9 protein-coding genes are annotated in these 17672 nt (G+C 69.8%); 4 read left to right on the top strand and 5 right to left on the bottom strand.

Annotated features, from left to right (window positions below):
- Nucleotides 1–174 precede the first annotated feature (174 nt).
- The gene (locus WMF22_RS28325) at nt 175–3063 is read left to right on the top strand and encodes an nSTAND1 domain-containing NTPase (protein WP_438031797.1); all 2889 of its coding nucleotides are present in this window, start codon (nt 175–177) and stop codon (nt 3061–3063) included.
- Here WMF22_RS28325 and WMF22_RS28320 read toward each other — a convergent pair.
- The 3 genes from WMF22_RS28320 to WMF22_RS28310 all read right to left on the bottom strand — a co-directional run bounded on the left by WMF22_RS28320 (nt 3060) and on the right by WMF22_RS28310 (nt 9616).
- Nucleotides 3060–5435 carry a CARDB domain-containing protein gene (locus WMF22_RS28320; RefSeq protein WP_438031796.1) on the bottom strand — a complete coding sequence of 792 codons (2376 nt, stop codon included), beginning with the start codon at nt 5433–5435 and terminating at the stop codon, nt 3060–3062. The two genes, WMF22_RS28325 and WMF22_RS28320, sit on opposite strands and share 4 nt — an antisense overlap.
- A gap of 566 nt (nt 5436–6001) precedes the next feature.
- Entirely contained in the window at nt 6002–8683 is a 2682-nt protein-coding gene (locus WMF22_RS28315; protein WP_438031795.1) for a Kelch repeat-containing protein, read from the bottom strand.
- Nucleotides 8684–8716: 33 nt separating this feature from the next.
- Entirely contained in the window at nt 8717–9616 is a 900-nt protein-coding gene (locus tag WMF22_RS28310; RefSeq protein WP_438031794.1) for a hypothetical protein, read from the bottom strand.
- A 924-nt stretch (nt 9617–10540) separates the two neighbouring features.
- Between WMF22_RS28310 and WMF22_RS28305 the strand changes: the two genes are divergently transcribed.
- On the top strand, nt 10541–11311 hold the full coding sequence (locus WMF22_RS28305) for a Uma2 family endonuclease (protein ID WP_438031793.1): 771 nt from the start codon (nt 10541–10543) through the stop codon (nt 11309–11311).
- 720 nt (nt 11312–12031) lie between these two features.
- Nucleotides 12032–12313: a hypothetical protein gene (locus tag WMF22_RS28300; protein ID WP_438031792.1), complete on the top strand. Its 282-nt coding sequence runs from the start codon at nt 12032–12034 to the stop codon at nt 12311–12313.
- A 40-nt stretch (nt 12314–12353) separates the two neighbouring features.
- Here WMF22_RS28300 and WMF22_RS28295 read toward each other — a convergent pair whose 3' ends face one another.
- Nucleotides 12354–15164, bottom strand: a complete 2811-nt coding sequence (locus WMF22_RS28295; RefSeq protein ID WP_438031791.1) for a protein kinase domain-containing protein — start codon at nt 15162–15164, stop codon at nt 12354–12356.
- A 291-nt stretch (nt 15165–15455) separates the two neighbouring features.
- A complete protein-coding gene (locus WMF22_RS28290) occupies nt 15456–15944 on the bottom strand; it encodes a hypothetical protein (protein ID WP_438031790.1) in 489 nt (162 codons plus the stop codon).
- Nucleotides 15945–16315: 371 nt separating this feature from the next.
- Here WMF22_RS28290 and WMF22_RS28285 point away from each other — a divergent pair, with 371 nt between their 5' ends.
- Nucleotides 16316–17569 (top strand): hypothetical protein, encoded by a 1254-nt coding sequence (locus WMF22_RS28285; RefSeq protein WP_438031789.1) that lies wholly within the window; start codon nt 16316–16318, stop codon nt 17567–17569.
- Nucleotides 17570–17672 lie beyond the last annotated feature (103 nt).

The following is a 17672-nucleotide window of genomic DNA, read 5'->3' as shown; positions in this document are numbered from 1 at the left end:
TGTAAACGTGCCGTCCTGCTCTGCGAGACGCTCGGTGACGCTGCGTGGCCGCACGCACGGGTGCAGCGGGGCCGAGATAGCGCGCCACCGGCGGGCGCCCGACGCCTTGCCGGCTTTTGCCAGGAGGCAGTATCTTCGGCCGACATCGATGTGGACCAGAGGGCACCGCAGGCCATGACGCAAGCGCGACGCGACCATCTCGGCACGGGCGCCTCGACGGCGCCGGCGAGCGGGATAGCGACCGAGAACGTGCCTGGCCGCCCCGGCCTGCGCGACACCGACGCTCCGTCCGGACAGCACGAGCCGCTGCCACCGGGGACGCGTCTCCACCACTACGAGATCATCCGCGAGCTCGGGCACGGCGGCATGGGCGCTGTGTACCTCGCCCGCGACACCAAGCTCGGGCGCCGGGTCGCCATCAAGCTCATGCAGCGCGACCGGCCGTCGTTCACCGAGCGCTTCATCGTCGAGGCGCGGAACACCGCGCGGTGCAGCCACGAGAACATCGTCGTCATCCACGATGTCAGCGAGTTTCAGGGCAATCCGTTCATCGTGCTCGAGTACCTGAAAGGCCAGACCCTCCACGCCCTCGCGGCCGGCGGGACGATGCCGGTCGGCCGGGCGGTGCAGCTCATGGTGCCCGTGTTGCGCGCCCTGGCTTGCGCGCACGAGCACCAGATCATCCACCGCGATCTCAAGCCCGACAACATCTTCGTCACCGAGTCCGGCGCGATCAAGGTCCTCGACTTCGGCATTTCCAAGCTCGTCCACGAGAGCGAGCTCGAGCCGATCGTGACGGCGATGGCGACCACCGTGGAGGTGCTGCCGCCGGCTCGCCGGCTCACGCAGCGGGGCGCGCTCATCGGCACGCTGCCCTACCTGTCGCCCGAGCAGTGGAACGGCGAGGAGCTCGATTATCGATCCGATCTGTGGGCGATCGGGATCATCCTGTATCAGCTGCTGGTCGGCAAGCACCCGCTCTCGCCGCTGTCCTGGGAGCAGCTGCTGCTCACCGGGGTGCTCGAGCAGCCGATGCCCAGCGCTCACGACGCGAGCGTGGCCATCCCGCCCGCGCTCGCGGACGTCATCGATGGTTGCCTCCAGAAGCACCGGGACAAGCGCATCCCCAGCGCGACCGACGCCCTCGCGGCGCTCGAGCGCCTGCTCCCCGGCCGCGAGGGCCGAGAGCTCGGCGACGCCGAGAGCCCGTACGCTGGCCTCACCGCGTTCCAGGAGGCGGACGCGAACCGGTTCTTCGGCCGCTCGCGCGATATCGCCACGGTCATCGCGCGCCTGCCCGAACATCCGCTCATCGGCATCGTCGGCCCGTCCGGGGTCGGCAAATCGTCGTTCGTCCGCGCCGGTGTCATTCCGGCGCTCAAGCACTCGGGCGACGAGTGGGAGTCGTTCGTCGTGCGCCCGGGACGCCAGCCCGTCGCCGCGCTCGTCCGGATGCTGGCGACCGTCGCCCGCGACCGCAACGCGGACACGACCGACGCCGCCGACATCGCTGACGGGGATGAAGGCGGCCATCTCCGCGATCTGGCGAGCAGGCTCGGCAGCGAGCCGGGATTCCTCGGCGCGAGCCTGCGCGAGCGAGCGCGCAAACGAGGCTGCAAGATTGCCTTGTTCGTCGATCAGTTCGAAGAGCTCTACACGCTCACGCCCGACGCCAAGGAACGGCTGAAGTTCACCCAGGCGCTTCTGAGCGTGGCCGACGACCCGACGTCGCCGCTGCGCGTGATCCTGTCGATCCGCTCCGACTTCCTCGATCGTGTGGCCGAGGACGGCCAGTTCATGGCCGAGCTCGACAAGGCGCTGTATTTCCTCGTCCAGCCCGACCGCGAAGGCCTGCGCGAGGCCATCGTCAGGCCGGCCGAGCTGGTCGGCTACCGGTTCGAGGCCCCATCCATCGTCGCCGAGATGCTCGATCAGCTGGAAGCGTCGGCCGGGGCGCTGCCGCTCCTGCAGTTCGCGGCCAGCAAGCTCTGGGACGGCCGTGACGTGGCGCGGAAGCGCCTGACCCAGCGCGCGTACCAGGAGCTTGGCGGTGTCGAGGGCGCCCTGGCGAGCCACGCCAACGCGGTGCTGAGCGGGCTCGCACCGCAGGAACAGACCCTGGTCCGCGCCATCTTCCTGCAGCTCGTCACCCCGGAGCGGACGCGCGCGATCGCGTCGGTGAACGAGCTTCGCGAGCTGTGGCACGAGCCGGAGGTCATGCAGCGGCTGATCGACGAGCTGGTCGACGCCCGCCTGCTCGTGACCCAGCCCGGCGAGAGCGAGGCCGGCTCGCTGGTCGAGATCGTGCACGAATCGCTGATCCGCAGCTGGCCGATGCTCGAGCACTGGCTCGACGAGCACGCCGAGGACGCGCCCTACCTCGAACAGCTCGACGCCGTGGCCAGGCAGTGGGACCGGAAGGGCCGCCCGAACGGCCTGCTCTGGCGCGGCGAGGCGGCTGCCGAGGCGGAGGTGTGGTATCGCCGCTACCGCGGCCTGCTCCTGCGCGTACAGACCGACTACCTGCATGGCGTGCTGGCGCTGGCGGCGCACGGGCGGCGCACCAAGCGGCTGATGGTGGTCGCGACCATCGCCGTCCTGTCGTTGCTCGTCGTCACCGCGGGCATCGGGCTCATCGTCGTCAACGACGCCAGGAAGGAGGCCCGCGCCGCCGAGAGCGTGGCGGTGGAGAAGGAACGGACCATCCGGCAGCAGTACGACGAGCTCCAGGCCGAAAAGACGGCCAAGAAGCAAGCCGAGGACAAGGCCGACACGTTCAGGCAGAAGGCCGACGAAGCCTCGACCCAGGTCGAGCTCAGCAAAGATCAGCTGAAAGCGAAGAACCGCGAGCTGACCGCGGCGCTCGAACAGGCGCGCAGAAACGAGGAGGTCGCCAGGAAATCGGCCGAGCTGGCGCTGCACAAGACCGAGGAGGCCCGGCGCGCCAAGGACGAGCTGGAGGTCCTGTACAAGCTCGAACAGGACCGGCTCGATCGCGAGAAGGCGCGGGTCAAGGAGCTGGAGCGCGAGCTGGGCGCGAAGCGCAGCACGAAGTTGAACTAGGGAAAGGGCGATCCGCCCGTCAAGCTGATGGAATCATAGCCGGTGTTGTTGTTCTCGCTGGACTCGTTCACCCGGGACGAGCTGTCGGCGATGACGCCCACGTACTCGACGCCAGCGTGCCCCATGGGAATCGTGCCACGGCAGGTGACCACCTGCGATCCGCCCGCTGGAATGGAGAATGGACTGTCGCAGCTGCCGATCGATGCGCCCAAGCTGAAGTTGCTTGGGACCCGGGAGAGGTACATCGCGGTGCTGAACGAGCCCGCGGGGCCGCCTCCCTGATTGCCGATGCGCGCCGTGCAGCGGATCTCGCCGGGGGACGTCGCGCTCTGGGGACAGTCGACCGAGGACACCACCAGGTCGGCCAGGCCCTGCTGTAAGGAGACCGTGGCGTGACCGGTATTGTTGTTCTCGTTGGACTCGCTCACCCGGGAGGGGCTATCGGCGATGACCCCCACGTACTGGACGCCAGTCTGCCCCGCTGGGATGGATCCACTGCAGGTGATCGTCTGTGACTGCCCTGCGAAGAGGCTGGGGCCGTCGCAGGCGCCGATCCGGCTGCCGAAGCTGGCGATGTTTGCATCTCGAGATAGGCGCATCTCGATGCCGAACGAGCTTGCGTGGCTGCCTCCTTGATTGCTTATGCGCACCGAGCAGCTGATCTCGCCCGGGGACGTCGCGCTCCGGGGACACTCCACCGAGGATACCACCAGGTCGACCGGGCCCGGATCGATGCGGATCGAGGCATAACCGGTGTTGTTGTCACCGTTCGACTCAGGTGTGAAAGCCGGGTTGCCGATGATGATTACCACATTCCGGGAGCCGAAAATCCCCCCTGGGATGGCGCCGTCGCAGTTGATCGTCGTCGAGCTGCCTGCTGGCAAGCTGAAGCGATCGCAGGTGCCGAGCAGGGGGTCGAGAGTCGTAGCGTTCGTGAACTGAGACAGCCGCATTTCGCTGCTGATCGAGCTCGCGAAGCCGTCTCCTTGGTTGCTGATGCGCACCGAACAGGTGATCGCCCCCGGGGACGTCGCGCTCACCGGGCAGTCCACCGAGGATACTACCAGGTCTGGCGGGCCCTCCTCGATGAGGCGAAGATGCCAATCGTGCTCGGTGTTGTTGCTCTCGTCGGACTCGGGCACGGTGTCCTCGCTGTCGGCCACGGCGCCCACGAACCAGGAGCCGATCCTCATCTCCCCGGGCCTCGTGAAGGCGCAGGAGATCGTCTGTGACGACCCGGCTCCCACGCCGGAGACCTGGCACGTATTCAGGAGAAGATCGGGATCGGCGATGAGCGCGTCGCTGAATAGACGCAGATCGACGAGGAACGGACCGGCGTCCTGTTTGCCGATATTGGCGACGGTCACCGAGCACTCGAATTCATCGAGTTTTGAAGGCGACCGGCAGTACACCGAGGGAATGACCAGATCGGCTGGCGGCACGTAGTCTGAATCTACGACGACCGCCTCGCGGCCGAGGTTGTTGCTCTCGTCGAGCTCGACGACCGCGTCCGAGCTGTCGGCGACGAAAACCAGGTACCATGTGTCGGCCTCGGTCGCAGGCGGAACCGTGCCGTTGCAAGCGACGGTCGACGTCGAGCCAGCCGCGAGGCCGGCCGATCTACAACCGCCGAGCAGCGCGCCACCGCTGAAGACGGTCTCATCGCTCGAGAGCCACAGTTGATTGTCGAACTCACCTGTGTCGACGGTTCCCTGGTTGACGAGCACCACATCGCACGAAACCGGGCCGCCGGCTTCGATCGGCCGATCGCAGTCGATCGAGGCGACCGCCAGGTCGGCGACCCGAGGACCGCAATCGCTGTAGCACGTCGACGGCGTCTCCCAGGCGTCGCAGGTGCCATCGCCGCAGGCCTCGGGACAGGCTGCCTGCTCGCACGAGGCGTAGCGGACATCGCGTACGCACATCCAGGCGCCGTCCGAGGCGCTGCCCGCCAGAGGAGCGGCGGCGCAGCGGCTCTCTCCGGGCGACCAGTGCTCGACGGTCAGCTCGTAGCCGGGCTCGTCCAGCGATCTCGCCGGCTCGGCAAGCGGCAGACCCACGACGAACAGGCGCTGCGCTGCGCCCTCGGCGGGCGTGCCGTCAGCGTGCTCGCACGACCAGCGCGCGTGGTCGAGCCGATAGGCAGGCCCGAAGCCGGAGACCAGCGCGCCATCGATCTTCCAGCCCAGCGAGCGCTGCTCCACGACGATCTCGGCGGTGACGACGCCGGCGGTGGGGAGCGGGATGCCGTACTCGTCCTTCAACGCGCATTTGAGCTCATAATCCTGGGGAGCATGCGCTGGCAAGACCTCGTGACGCCCGTGCGGCGCGGTGGCGTCCAGATCCAGCTGCGGCGTGCTGTGGAGGCGCACGACGGGGCGGCACCTACGAGCTCGCTCATCGGTCGCGGAGCCGCACGGCCGGCGACACTCGAGAGCGACGGAGAAGCTGCGAGCCCAGTCTGGAGATCCACCATCCGTGCCTCGGGAGAGCGCTACTTCGATGACCTGGTCGTCCCCCAGCTGGGCGGCGAATTCGACGGCATACGTGCCCGGCCCACCGTCGACCGGCGGGTGCGCCACCATGGCCCCCACGCCGCGATTCAATCCCAGACACAGCCTTCCTGGAAGCGAACCGTCGACGTAGCTGTGCGAGTGTCGATGCTCGCACACCACGCGCGACTCCCACCCTGTGTTCAAGGACCACCCGTCGATGACCCCGAGCGGCACGGGCGACGGAGCCGCGCCGCCATTGCAGCCGAGCTCCGTGATCGGCTGGAGCGGGCCGGGAAACATGGTCTCCGGCGGCTCCGAGCAGGAGCACAGGACGATGGCACACAGCGCGCTCAGCAGGGTTCGGCTCTCATGGGTCATAGGCGTGTCTGTCGTGTCTTGTGTTCGGCGTTGTACCATTGCATGCTCTGGCAAGAGCTCGCGGCTCACTGCGGATTGCAGTCCGCCGGGCAGCTCTCTCCTGGGCTGCACAGGAAGTCGCCGCAGACCGGCGGGCAGACGCCGCAATCCTGCGGACAGAGGACACAGGTCTCCAGCTGCGCGTCGCAGACGTCATCTCCGCAGCGCGGGAGTGAATCGTCGCAGTCCCCGGCGCTGGTGGGAGGACAGGAGGGAGCGCAATACCTCCAGCAGTCGGGATCGTTGCATCCAATCAAGCCGTCGCCGTCGTTGTCGAACCCGTGGAGGCAGGTCTCGTAGACCTGGTCCCCGCGATGATAAGAGAATTGCCACGTGTCGGCCGTCGCGCTCGGGAAGTCCTCGCCGCCGCCGAAGAGCACGACGCGGTTGCGAACGGCGTCGTAGGCCATCGAGGCGAACGCCCTCGGCGCGGGGGAGGTGGCGGGTGTGACCTCGCTCCATAGGGCGCCATCCCACTCCCACGTATCGGCGCGGTAGATCCCGTCGAAGCCGCCGAGGAGCACGATGCGCCGGCGGGCGGGGTTGTAGACCATGGAATGGCCATACCGCGGGGACGGCGTGGTGCCGGAAGAGGTGAGCTCTGTCCATCGCGAACCGTCCCACCGCCAGGTGTCGCTGAGAGCTGAATCGCTTCGGCCGCCAAAGAGGACGACCCCGCCGCGCTCGGGGTCGTAGGCCATGGCGTGGTCGTATCGGGGAGGGGGAGAACGACCGGAGAGGGCCACCGCGATCCAGTCCGTGCCGTCCCACTCCCAGGTGTCGCCGCGAGCCTGGTCGGCGAACTCGCCACCAAAGAGGACAATCCTGCGACGCGCGGCATCGTACGCCATTGCATGTCCAAATCTCACGGGAGGAGAGCTGGCAGGGGTAAGTCGAGTCCAATCCGTGCCGTCCCACGCCCACGTCTCACCCCAGCCAACCAGGAAGGTGCGATCGCGGCCGACATCGTAGGCCATCTTGGCGCAACATGGGGGAGACGAGCTCGGGGTGCGCTCGGTCCAGGTCGCGCCGTTCCACTCCCACGTGTCGGTGGCCCCTGCGACGTCGCCGCCGAACAAGAGGACGCGGCTGCGCGCCGTGTCATAGGCCACCGCTGCGCTCCATCGACCGCCTGGCGAGGCGTCGGCGAAGGTACGCTTGGTCCACTCGGCGCCATCCCAGAGCCATGTCTCGCCATCGTCGACGGCGACGATGCGGCCGCGCGCGACGTCGTAAACCATCGCGTTGTCCACCGAGGAGGGCGAAGACCCGGCGGGGAGCCGCTTGGTCCAGCTGGCGCCGTCCCATTCCCAGGTGCTGGAGCCGAGCAGAAGGACGACGCGGTCACGAGGAGCGTCGTAAGCCATCGCGTGTGCGGCATCCCAAGCTAGCGAGGGGCCGACGGAGAGCCGCTCGGTCCATGTCGTCCCATCCCACTCCCAGGTATCCGGGAGAGTGGAAAGGTCCTGGAAACGAGCGTTGTAATAGATGCCCCCATAGAGCACGATGCGATTGCGCGCGGCGTCGTAGGCCATCATGTGATCGAATCGGGGAGACGGGCGGGACGAGCCCACGGGGGTGATCTCGGCCCAGGCTGTGCCGTCCCACTCCCAGGTGTCGTCGAGCCCAGTGTTCACCACGCGAGAGCCGCCAAACAGGGTGATCCGGCGTCGCGCAGGGTCGTAGGTCATGGTGTGAGCGTGCCGGGGCGCGGGCGAGGAGCCAGCCGGCCTGACCTCGGTCCACGTCCTTCCGTCCCACGTCCAGGTATCGCCGCGGCTCGTACCCCCGGCGAAGCCGCCAAACAGCACGACGCGCTTGCGTGCGGCGTCATAGGCCATCGCGTGATCGGCGCGAGGAGACGGAGAGGCTCCGGTGGGGGTGATCCTGGTCCAGGCCGCGCCGTCCCATTCCCACGTCTCGTTGTTCAGATCGTCGAAGCGGCCCTTGCCGCCGAACAGGACGGTGCGCCCGCGGGCGGCATCGTAGGCCATCGCATAGGCCGACGTGGACGGCAGCCCGGTGAAGACCTGCTCGACCCAGCGAGGCTCCTCGGCGACACAGCTCGACGTGCAGCCGTCGCAGCTCAGCTCATTGCCGTCGTCGCACTGCTCGCCGGGGATGATATCGATATATCCGTTGCCGCAGCTCTCGTCTGACTGGCAGTCCGGCGTGCAACCGTCGTCGGCGGCGAGGTTGCCGTCGTCGCACACCTCTCCGGCGTCCTGGATGCCGTCGCCGCATCGTCGCGGCTGGCAGTTCAGCCGACAGTCGGCGTCGGGCTCGCTCGAGTTGCCCGAGCCTTCATCACACGCTTCGTGGAACTCCTCGTCCAGGACCCCATCGCCGCAGAGCGGAATCACGCAGTTCGCCTGGCAACCGTCGCCATCGACGTTGTTGCCGTCGTCACAAGCCTCGCTCTCCGGATCGACCACCCCGTCGCCGCATTTCTCCGTCGAGCTGCAATCCGCTGAACAGCCGTCCCTGTCCAGGTTGTTGCCGTCATCGCAGACCTCGTCCGGGCGATCGACGACGCCATCGCCGCACCTGAACCGGATGCAGATGTCCCGGTTCGCCGCGCAGAAGGTTCCAGCGGGACATCGCCGTCCGTTGGGACACAGGGTCGATGTCGTCTCCACGCAGCCCGGGCCGGCCAGCCAGCAGCAAAGGAAGAGGGCGAACGCCGCCGTCCGCATCAAGCCATTCATCCGTCGGCTCCTGTTCTTGAGCGTGGTCCTGGCTCAGAATCGCCCGGCGATGGCCAGCCCGCCGCCGCGCGGGGACTGGGACAGCCCGAGCTTTATCCGCGCCTCTTCCGAGCTGCGGTCGAGGCGCACCGTGCGTGGCAGGTTGACGACGACGCCGACGATGCCGGCAGCGGCGACCAGGCCACCGGCGACATAGCTCCCCCAGGCGATCTGTTGCTGCAGCTCGCCCGTTCGGAGCCGCGGCGATGGCGAGGCGGCCTCGTTATCGTGGCATCCCAGCGGACAATCCCTGGCCAGCTCGTCGTCGAATCCCTTGATGTTGGAGCGCGCGCCCCAGTAGTGGAGGGCGCCTCCGGCCACGGTGATCCCCATTCCAGCGGCCACGACAGCCCACGGCTGCCAGGCCTTCCAGTAGCGTTCGTTCACCGTGAGCTCCTCCTCCGTGAACAGGCGGAGTCGAACCTCGACGGTCGCGCCGGAGTAGACCGGCAGCGATCGCGTGACGGTCCGAAACCCGCGCTTGCCGGCGACGAGCTGGTGCTCGCCGACGAGCACGAGCGCCCGCGCCGTTCCCGGGCCGGTGAGGACGAGCTTGCCGTCGAGCTTGACCTCCACGCCCGCCTGGGCGCAGCTCAGCTCGAGCTCGCCGATCTGTCTCCTCAGCAGCTGCTGATAGTTCTGCGCCTGCTTGTACTGCTCCGGATCGAGCGGCGCGGCGCCGTGACGAAGCGCCTGGGTGATCGTCCGGTAGGCCTCGATCGGCTGGTCGAGCTTGATGAGCGCGATCGCGAGGTTGTACTGGATGGCCGGGTGGGGCCAGCGCTCGATCGCCTGCCGGTACCTGGCCGCGGCCGTGGCGAACCCGAGGTTGTCGAGATATCCGTTGCCCTCCGCGAACAGCTCCTGCGCGCGACGCTGATCCTCCGCGGACACGCCGCTCGCCCACGGCCTCGGGTCGGGGTCGACGGCCGGCGGCGCCGATGCCTGTGGCGGTGGTGGTGGCGGTTCGTTCGCGTCTTGTTCGGAGGACGGCTGAGCGATGGCCGGCGAAGCCAGCGTGGCGGCCATGACCAACGTCAGCGTCAGCGAGGCCGGAAATCGACTCCCTTGTGACATGCGTTGACTCCCCGGGACTACCTTCCCGAACGATGCGGCGATCAGCCGACGCGCTGGCAGTCGCCGGAACAATGCACGATAACGCAAAACTGGCGCGGACGGCAACTCGGAATCATCACCCGTCCTCACCCGGCGCGGGCCAGCCGCCCGAACCTGGAACCGCAATCGTGGTCGCGCTCGTCTGGACGGACCTCGGAAAACGATGACCTCACGACGCTGGCCGCGCACCTTTCATGTGGAACGTCTCCGGGCAAATGACGGGGCCACCCGCACCCGGGGGTGGGGACCGTCGGGCACGTCTCCTCGACGAGCGGATGCCGCCACAGAGGAAACAAATTCGAGGCCATGGCGCGTACCCGCGCCGGAGATCCATGGAGCACGAGCGGCGGCCCGGGGTCCAGCCGTGGAAGCGCACCGGTCGGCAGGGGCGGTTGGATCGAACGGATCGATCCATTTGATCGAACGATCGACGATATCTGAGGTTCGCGAGGTTCGCGTGCCCTGAGCCGCAACCGGACCGTGCGCCGTGGCTCCCTCTCGTCGGCGGCACCTCCACGCTTGCTGAGGGGAAGCCGTAATGATCACGAAAAAGCGCGCGAGCGCACTAACCCTCGTGAACGCACGCTGCATTTCGCGAGCGGGCGACGCTCGTTCTCCTGCTCGCTCTTGCGCTCCACCCTCACCCTCAGGCTCACCCGATCGGTGCCGCACGGCGGCGGTCGTGGTACCCTCGGCGCAGGCATGTCAGCCATCGAGCCCACGGTCCGCCCGCCCGCTGCGCCTCGCGAACGGGTGCGGGCGCACGTCTACAGCCGCCCGCCCGAGCCGGTGTACTTCCCGGAGAGCGAAGAAGTGCCCGAGACGAACCGCCACCTGGAGCTCCGCACGGCGCTGTACCTGATCCTCAAGCGCGAGCTCGCGCAGGTGGCGACCCTCGGGTCGGACCAGTTCGTCTACTGGGATCCGACGACGCCGAAGAAGCGCCTCGCCCCCGACGCCTTCGTCCGGCTGGGCGTGCCTCACCGGACCTTCCGCACCTGGAAGACGTGGCTGCATGGGGCGCCCGACCTCGCGGTCGAGATCGTGAGCGAGTCGGATGAGGGCGAGCCCGACTGGGAGGAGAAGCTCGCGCGCTACCGTGCCTCGGGCATCCGCGAGGTCGTGCGCTTCCATCCCGACGATCGAGAGCGGCCAATCCGCGTCTGGGACGCGCACGACGGCGATCTCGTGGAGCGGGCGTCCGGCGACCCGGAGCTCCACGCGTGCGAGGCGCTGGGGCTCTGGTGGACCGTGGTGGACGACCCGTCGGTCGGCCCGATGCTTCGGCTGGCGCGCGATCGCGAAGGCCACGAACTGCTGCCGACCCCGGACGAGGCCGAGGCGAGGGCGCGCGAGGGCGAGGCCAGGGCGCGCGAGGCGAACAAGCAGCTGGAAGCCGAGGTGGAGGCGTTGCGGGCGGAGCTCGCGCAGGCCAAGGGGAAGCGGCGGACGCGGCGACGCTCGCCGGGATGAGGCGCTCGCCTGGCCCCGGCGTGGCTTCAGGGCCGCCCGGCGCGCTCGGCGGACTCCGCCGGAGGTAGCGAATCACCACCTTCCAGCGCGCGGCTCGGGCTCCCCCGAAGGTGGTTGAGCGCCGCCCCGACAGCGCGCTGGGCTCCGCCGGGAGCGCTGGGCCACGTTCCGCTGCATCGATGGCTATCACAGCGACGGAGACGTCCCTCGGCATCCCATCACGCCACGCTCCGCGGCGCTCCTTCCTCCCGCTCGTGACGCGGAGCGCGCGCCCGGTCGCGTGCACAGCGCACCTTCTCACTTTGTGCAAATCGCTAGCTCAGTTTGCGCATCGCTTGTGTAACAGCCCCTCTCCGCAGCCGGCGAGTCCCCGCTAGAGGCGCCTCCCGCCCGCCCGCAGCCCGCTGAAAGATCCCCGTTTTCCTCGAGGATCTCGCCGTCCTTCCCGTGACACGCACCTCGGACGCTCCGCGCCCGGGGCCCCGCCGCGGCCCCTGGTACGGCGCGTGCGATATCCGCTGGCGAACGGACGACGCCGCTCTCACGAGGGTTCCGGCGAGCGCTCACGAGGTGCCCCTCCTCGATGACGCTCGCCGACGGCCAGCGTGGGTCCTGATTGCCACTCATGATCTCATGAGCGGCAGTCCGGCCATCGAGCGGATCGCCCGCGGAAATCCCTGCAACAGCGGCCCTCCGGCCGCTCGATGGAGAGGTGCGATCATGGCTCGTCACATCCTGAAGTCTCTTGGTCTGTCTTCGCTCTTCCTCGCTGGCCTCGTCTCGACGCTGTCCGCGACCGCGTGTGTCGCGTCGAGCGAGGACAGCCCCTGTGGGCTCGGCGCTGGGGCCGGCAGTGAGCATGGTGATGGCGCCTGTGATGAGGAGGGCGCGGGCGAGAGCGCGGACGAGGAGGCGCCCGCAGGCGAGGAGGACGCCCCGAGCGTGAAGGCGCCCTCGAGCACGCCTCAGGTGATGTGCCAGCCGTTCTGCGGTCGCATCTGACGCGCAGGGCGAGGAGGCCGGTACGCGCGCGCCGCCGCGCTCAGAGCGACAGCTGCGATCGCAGCCACGTCGCGCAGGTTCGCTCCCACTGCTCCGACGGCGCGCGCGTCTCCAGCGACGCGCGCGCCGCGGCGTGCTTGCCGGCCATCCGGTAGGCGAGCGCGCGGTGGAACGCCTCCGTGAACGAGCCCGGGGCGCCCACCTTCCCGAGCCAGCCCACGGCGGCGTCGGGATCCGTCCACAGGTACGCGCCGGCCACCGCGGTGGCCACGTACGGGTTCTTCGCCGCGCCCTCCTGGAACTGCCGCTCCAGCACGGCGAGGCGCTGCTCCAGCCGGGTGTTGCCCGGCTCCCCCTTCTGACGCGCGATGCGCAGGAGCCCCCGGATCGAGGTGGCCTCGAACGGCCTGTCGGCCTTCGCCCCGGTGTCGGCGGCGAGCTCCTCCGAGAGCTCCCGCCGCGCCTCGTCCAGCCGATCCTGGCGCAGCAAGACCGCGGCGCGGAGCAGGTGGGCGCCCGGCTCCGGCAAGACGCCCATCCGCCGGGCGATGCCGCGCGCTCCGAGCGCCCGCTGCTCCTCCTCGAAGGCGAGGAGCCGGAGCGACACCCGATCTGCGACTTCCCACCTGTCCTCTTGCACGGCGAGCATGATGCGATGTCGCAGGACCCTGCCCGACAGGCTACGATCCAGCTCGATCGCCTGCTCGGCGACCTGATCGACCAGGTCGCTCTGGCACGTGTCGTCGTAGAGCCGCGTGAACACGAGGAGCACGTCCGCCGACCCGGGATCGGCGTGGCGCGCGGCCTCGCAGGCGTCGAGCGCGGCCTTGTTGTCGGCGTCCGCCGCGTGGTCCTGGGCCTGGCGCTTCACCTGGAGGACGCGGCAGCGCATGACCAGCGCCTGCGCGTCGTCCGGCGCGCGCGAGAGGGCGCGATCCAGGTCGCCGAGCGCCGACGCGTACAGCGAGGGCTCGTCCTGCGCGTAGGCGTGCAACGACCGGAGATAGGCCCGCTCCGCGAGCGCCGGCACGTAGCCGGGATCGGCGGCGAGCGCCTCGTCGAGCAGGCGCTCGCCCTCCGCGTGGTGCTGCGGGCGCGGCGCGGGGCCGATCAGCTTGTAGTACTGGAGCAGCCTCGCCCTGGCCGTGGCGTCGCTCGTCCCGCGGACGGCGCGATCCTGGCGGTGATGGTCCCGCCACAGGAGCCGGACCTCGTCGATGGCGCGGCTCCGCAGCGCCTCGAGCAGCCGCGGCACCTCGCCCGGGTCGCCGTCGATCTCGATCGGCTCGCCCGCGACCGGGCCGCCGGTCGCCCGGAGCTGCGCCGAGAGGCGGAGGCTCGCCCCCACGCGCTGGAGGGTGCCCGTGAGGACCCAGGTCGCGCTCCGCCGCATCGCCTCGGCCGCCGGATTGCCGGGCGGCGCCGAGCCGAGCGCGCGCACCTGCGGCATGGTGCGGAGCCCGCCGAGGATCGCCTCCGCGGCTCCCTGGCCGAGCCCGGCCCACGTGGGGTCGTCGGTCAGGTTGTCGAAGGGCATCACCACGACGGAGGGGCGGGGGTCCTCGGGAGGGGCCGAGCGCGCGCCCTGCGCCTGCTCCTCGGGCGGGGCGACCTCGAGGGAGGCCGCCTGCCCGCCGCCGGCGGCGCGCCAGGCGACGGCCGCGAGCCCGATCGCCGACGCCGCCGCGAGGGCCGCACTCCACCGCCGCCTGCGGGGCGGCAGCGACGTGTGGCCGCCGGGGGGCGCCGCGCTCGCCGCCGGCGGCAACGGGACGCCAGGCGTCGTCGCGTCCAGCGTGATCGACAGCGACGCCCGGCCGTCCGGCAGCGTCGGGGCGAGCGCGCATGCAGGCATCGACGGGCCGCGGCGCGGCATCGCCTCGCCCGTCGCCGTCGTCCTGCCGTTCGCCTCGTCCAGATCGGCGATGACCGCCGCGAGCGCGGCCTCGAAGCCGGCGGCCGAGGAGAAGCGCTCTTCCGGGCGCTTGGCCATGGCGCGCGCGAGCAACGCATCCAGCGCGCAGACGGTACCCGCCGGTAGCGCCGGCACCTCGAGGCGCTGCGGTGGATCTTGCAGGATGCCGCTCGCGATCACGAGGGGCGCGCCGCTGCCGAAGGGGGAGCGACCGGTGAGCAGCTCGAAGCCGAGGATGCCGAGCGAGAAGACGTCGCTGGCCGGGCTCAGGGGCTCGCCGCGCAGCTGCTCCGGAGACATGTACGCGGGCGTGCCGGCGATGCTGTCGACGGTCGACGCCTGGGCGAGCGTGCCGCGCGCGAGGCCGAAATCCGCGACGATCGCCCGCCCGTCGCGCCGCACCAGCACGTTCTCCGGCTTGAGATCGCGGTGGATGATCCCCTGCTCGTGCACCGCGGCGAGCCCGCTCGCCACCTCGTGGAGGAGCGAGAGCGCCCGCTTCGGATCGAGGGCGCCTTCCACGAGGACGGCCCGCAGCGTCTGGCCCTCGACGAGCTCCATGGTCAGGAAGCGCAGCCCGTCGGCCTCGCCCAGCTCGAAGACGCGGCAGACATTGGGATGGGAGATCCTGCGCGCGAGCTTCAGCTCACGGTGGAAGCGCGCCACCATGATCGGCGCGCTCGACCGATCGGCGAGGAGGACCTTGACGGCGACCTCCTCGTCCAACGCGCGATCGAGGGCGCGCCACACGGCGCCCATGCCGCCCACGCCGAGCCGAGAGAGGATCTCGTACCGGCCGGCGATGACGTGCCCAGGGCCGAGGTCGGCGCCGGTGCAGGCGCGCAGGACGGGCGGCGCGTGGGGGGAAGTCGACGCGTCGAGGACCCGCGGTGCGTCGGGCGCCGTCGGGATGTCTGGCGACTCGTGCTGCGTCATGCTCAACAACGCAGACTACCCGAAAAGTGACCTGGACCGGCAATGGTCGCGCTCCGCGGCGTGAGGCGCTGCGGACCGGGCGAGGCGGGGGAAGGAGAGGAGAGGTGGGGTGAGCTGATGAACCTGGATCCATCGCGCCCGTGAGCGTGAACCGTGTCCGGCCGGGGGCTGATCGGCCGTCGTCGCTGTATCGGTGCGCGGTCCGCGGGGTGGTGAGCGGGGGGCGGCCTCGCCGCGCGCGGCGAGGCGCGCGGACCGGGGGCGCTCGGTGGGAAGAGCGGCGCTGGAGGATCAGAAGGTGCCGCCGACGGCGAGCCCCGGGGTGTCCGGCCGCCCTGCGAACTGGTGGGTGGGGGCGACGAAGAGGCTCCCTCGCTGTTCGCTCGAAGGGCTCTTGTTCAGCGCCCCGCGCGATCCCGCGTTCGTCGCGATGCCCCAGAGCATGATCGGGAGGCCGATGCCCATCGGGAGAAAGACGCCCGTGCAGAAGGCCGCGCCCTCGGTCTCGCACTTCGGGAGCCCCACCGCGAGGTTGAGGGCGCCGTACGCGGTGACGATGCCGCCGAGCACACCGGCGGTGGAGCCGGGATGATCGATGTCCGCGATGTCGCTTCGCGGGATGGTCTCCTGTCCGCCCAAAGGCGTCTCGACGTACACGTCGTGGCGGTCGCCGCCTACGATCTTGGCCTCGACCGCGGGGCCGTTGACGCGCGTGATGGTGGCGGTGGTGCCGCAGCCGGTCAGGAACACGAGCCCGAGCATCGACAACTTGATCGTCATGGATAACTCCTTCCGTTGAGGGGCTATTGAACAGGTGGGCATCCGAGCGCGTCTCTGCCGCGCTCTCCGCGAGGGGACCCCTTCAACGATTCTGCTCGAGCGATTCAGCAATCCCCGGGCCAGCGCGCTCGGAGGCCGGAGGAGGCCCGACGGCGGCGCCGGGCTGGCGCGCGGATGGATCGAGCGGATCAACCTGCTTGATCAAACGATCAACTCCGGTATCCTGCGCGATGTCGGCCTTCGTGTTCCATGGGCCGGGCGCCGCTCGACGCCCGCGCCAGGTTCGGCCCGGACCTCTCATGGCATGCGCGGTGCCTGGGGCCGCCGCAACGCGCGCCGGGAGCGGCGTCGCGCCGGACGGAAGGGAATCCATGCGCAAGAACGACTTGATCTGGGGTTTGCTGCTGTTGACAGCCTGCACCGCGCCCTGGCAGCAGTCCTCCGGCGATCACGGCGGAGGCGGCGCCGACGCGTCGAGCGCCGGGAGCGGCGATCCCTCGGGAACCACGGCGAGCGGGCCGGCCACCGTCGGTGGCACGGGCGCGGGTACCGGCGGAGAGGGCGTGGGTGGGCATGGCGGCGTGAGCGTGGGTGGTCATGGCGGCGACGGCGGCGCGGGCGGCGACGGCGGCGCGGGCGGCGATGGCGGCGCGGGTACCGGCGGTGAGGGCGCGGGAGGTGTGATCGGCAGGCACACGTACACGACCGATCCTGGCTACTTCGACGTTGTGCTGGACACCGAACGAGACAGGGTGTTCTTGAGCTACGGCGGCGATGGTCGGGTGAACGTGGTGGACCTTGCGTCCGGGGTCGTGACCGCGGTCCCCACCGGGTGGCGCGCCGAGTTCATGCATTTCGACCCCATCCTCGATCAGGTGATCGTCTCGCTGCCGATCGACGATCATTCAGCGTACTGGTGGGACGACGAGCAGGAAGGCTACGTCGCCGCGATCGACGCCGTGACGCTCGCGGCGCCAGCGCCGGTCTGGATCCCCCTCGATCCGTGGCAGGTCGTGTCGGACGGGACAGGCCACGTGCATGTGGCGGGCGGCTCGGGGCAGTGGACCTCCGTGGCCTCGGTCGACGTCGCCACGGGGTGGTACACGCTCTCCGGGACCATCCGCCATAACACCAACATCAAGCTCCATCCGAGCCGGGACCGCTTCTACGGGGCGGATACCGATGTCTCGCCGAGCGACATCGAGCGGTGGAACCTCGCGGACGGGGCGGCCAGACCGGCCTACGACAGCCCGTACCACGGCACCTACCCGATGTGCGGCGATCTCCGGATCCACCCCGCCGGGGCCACGATCTACACCCGGTGCGGCCATATCTTCCTTGCGAGCAACTCGAGTCCGTCGGACATGACGTGGGTCGCCGACATGGGGCTCTCCTGGAGCGATCTCGCCTTCGGCCCTGGCGGCAAGCTGGCCTACATGCTCGCGGGGACCGCGCCAGTGCTTCACGTGTACAACACCGAGACGCTCGAGCCCGAGGCGACCCACTCCATGGATGCGGCCGCGCAACGCCTCCTGGCCGGGCCCGAGTACCTCGTCCTGGTCCGGAACATCCTCGGCGGCAGCCCGCACACGGAGATCGAGGTCGTCCCGTTCGACGAGCTCTGAGATCGGCCCGGCGGAGGCGATCGTTCGATCAAGCCGATCGATCGTTCGATCCATCGCCCGGCCCGCTGGACGCCGCCGCGCGGGGGCGAAAGCCCAGCGCGGC

The organism is Sorangium sp. So ce204, assembly GCF_051526795.1.
GTDB classification, from domain to species: Bacteria; Myxococcota_A; Polyangia; order Polyangiales; family Polyangiaceae; genus Sorangium; species Sorangium cellulosum_B.
The sequence above is the reverse complement of the archived record's forward strand: the minus strand, read 5'-3'. Positions and strand labels throughout refer to the sequence as shown.

Coding starts and splice junctions, on each gene's coding strand:
- WMF22_RS28290 (WP_438031790.1), bottom strand. CDS start 15,944: ATGACGATCAAGTTGTCGATGCTCGGGCTCGTGTTCCTGACCGGCTGC.
- WMF22_RS28305 (WP_438031793.1), top strand. CDS start 10,541: ATGTCAGCCATCGAGCCCACGGTCCGCCCGCCCGCTGCGCCTCGCGAA.
- WMF22_RS28315 (WP_438031795.1), bottom strand. CDS start 8,683: ATGAATGGCTTGATGCGGACGGCGGCGTTCGCCCTCTTCCTTTGCTGC.
- WMF22_RS28300 (WP_438031792.1), top strand. CDS start 12,032: ATGGCTCGTCACATCCTGAAGTCTCTTGGTCTGTCTTCGCTCTTCCTC.
- WMF22_RS28295 (WP_438031791.1), bottom strand. CDS start 15,164: ATGACGCAGCACGAGTCGCCAGACATCCCGACGGCGCCCGACGCACCG.
- WMF22_RS28285 (WP_438031789.1), top strand. CDS start 16,316: ATGCGCAAGAACGACTTGATCTGGGGTTTGCTGCTGTTGACAGCCTGC.
- WMF22_RS28325 (WP_438031797.1), top strand. CDS start 175: ATGACGCAAGCGCGACGCGACCATCTCGGCACGGGCGCCTCGACGGCG.